This is a genomic window from Tepidicella xavieri, from assembly GCF_004363315.1.
In the GTDB taxonomy this organism is placed as follows: Bacteria; Pseudomonadota; Gammaproteobacteria; order Burkholderiales; family Burkholderiaceae_C; genus Tepidicella; species Tepidicella xavieri.
In genome coordinates, this window is sequence record NZ_SNYL01000031.1 from 1 (window position 1) to 1,324 (window position 1,324).

Here is a 1,324-nt window from a genome sequence, read left to right on the forward strand (position 1 = left end):
CAGGCCGTTGAAAAAGTGCCCATCGAAGCAGCCGAGGCTCTGCCTGCGTCGGCTTTCAACCGGCTGGATCCGCATTTCCAGCCCCTGGCAGCCCTTTTCGGGGCCTGCTGCAGGCCCTTTTGCCCATTTCGGGCGCAATGAGGCCGTGATTTACGCATGATGCGCATCCCACCACCCACCGATGGAGCCCATGCGCACGAGGTTGTACGCGGCAAAGCCCATCAGCGCCTGCCCCGCCAGCTTGGCCTGCCCAATCAGCTTGGTCTTGGCCAGACCGCCCACGGTCTTGATCCAGCCAAAGGCCTCCTCGATGCGTTTGCGCACCTTGAGGCTGACCTGGTAGCCTTCGTGGCGCTGGGTGCGCCCGTCAATGGCCGAGTGCTTGGCCTTGGCCGCCACGTGCGCAGTAATGCCCAGCTGGCGGCAGCCCTGCACGAAGGCCCGGCAGTCATAGCCCTTGTCCGCCCCCACGGTCAGTCGGGCTTTGCGCTTTTGGCGCGCGAGCATCTTGAGAGCGGCCTCGCGCTCAGCGGTGCCGCTGGCATGGGTGATTTCGACGTCCACCACCAGCCCGTGGCGGTTGTCCATGAGGATGTGCCCCATGTGGCACAGGCGGGACTTGTCGCCTTGGGCCTTCTTGAACAGCCGCGCATCGGGATCTGTCGTGCTGGCGTGGGTGTCGTTGCTGCGGGTCTCGCCTTTGAAATCCACCTCGGCGTTGCGCCCCGCCGTCGGTGTGTGGTCGTCGTCCTTGCGCTTGAAGCTCTTGTGCGAGGCCCAAGCTTCGATGAGTGTGCCGTCGACGCTGAAGTGTTCGTCGCCGATCAACTTCGCCCACTGCGCGGTGCATTTGACCCGCTCGAAGAACACGCGGGCCAGCTCTTCGTTGAAGAGGCGCTCGCGGTTGGCGCTGAAGGTGGAGTGGTCCCAGACCTTATTCTCAATGTTCAGGCCCACGAACCAGCGGTACAGCAGGTTGTAGTCGATGGCCTCCACCAGCAGCCGCTCGCTGCGGATGGAAAACAGGATTTGCAGCAGCAGCGCCTTGAGCAGCATCTCGGGCGGCACCGAAGGGCGGCCACGGCGGGCATAGACCGCCTCGAACTCTGCGCTCATGCTGGCCAGCAAGGTATCGACCAAGCTCCGCAGCTTGCGCAGCGGGTGCTTGGCCGGGACCCGCTCTTCAAGGCTGATGTAGCTGAACATCGCCCCCTGGAAGTTCTGTGCGCCTCTCATCTTCGGTGTCTGGTGTCTGGTCGTCGTCGCCGTGGCTCACATGGTACCCGTACCAAGACCGGCCACAGGGGAGTTTTTCAACGGCCTG

General features: G+C 63.7%; 1 protein-coding gene. It reads right to left on the reverse strand.

Annotated features, from left to right (window positions below; all coding sequences use genetic code 11):
* Window positions 1-150: 150 nt before the first annotated feature.
* The gene (locus DFR43_RS13560; RefSeq protein WP_133599592.1) at window positions 151-1,236 is read right to left on the reverse strand and encodes an IS5 family transposase; all 1,086 of its coding nucleotides are present in this window, start codon (window positions 1,234-1,236) and stop codon (window positions 151-153) included.
* Between the last annotated feature and the right edge of the window lie 88 nt (window positions 1,237-1,324).

Coding starts and splice junctions, on each gene's coding strand:
- DFR43_RS13560 (WP_133599592.1), bottom strand. CDS start 1,236: ATGAGAGGCGCACAGAACTTCCAGGGGGCGATGTTCAGCTACATCAGC.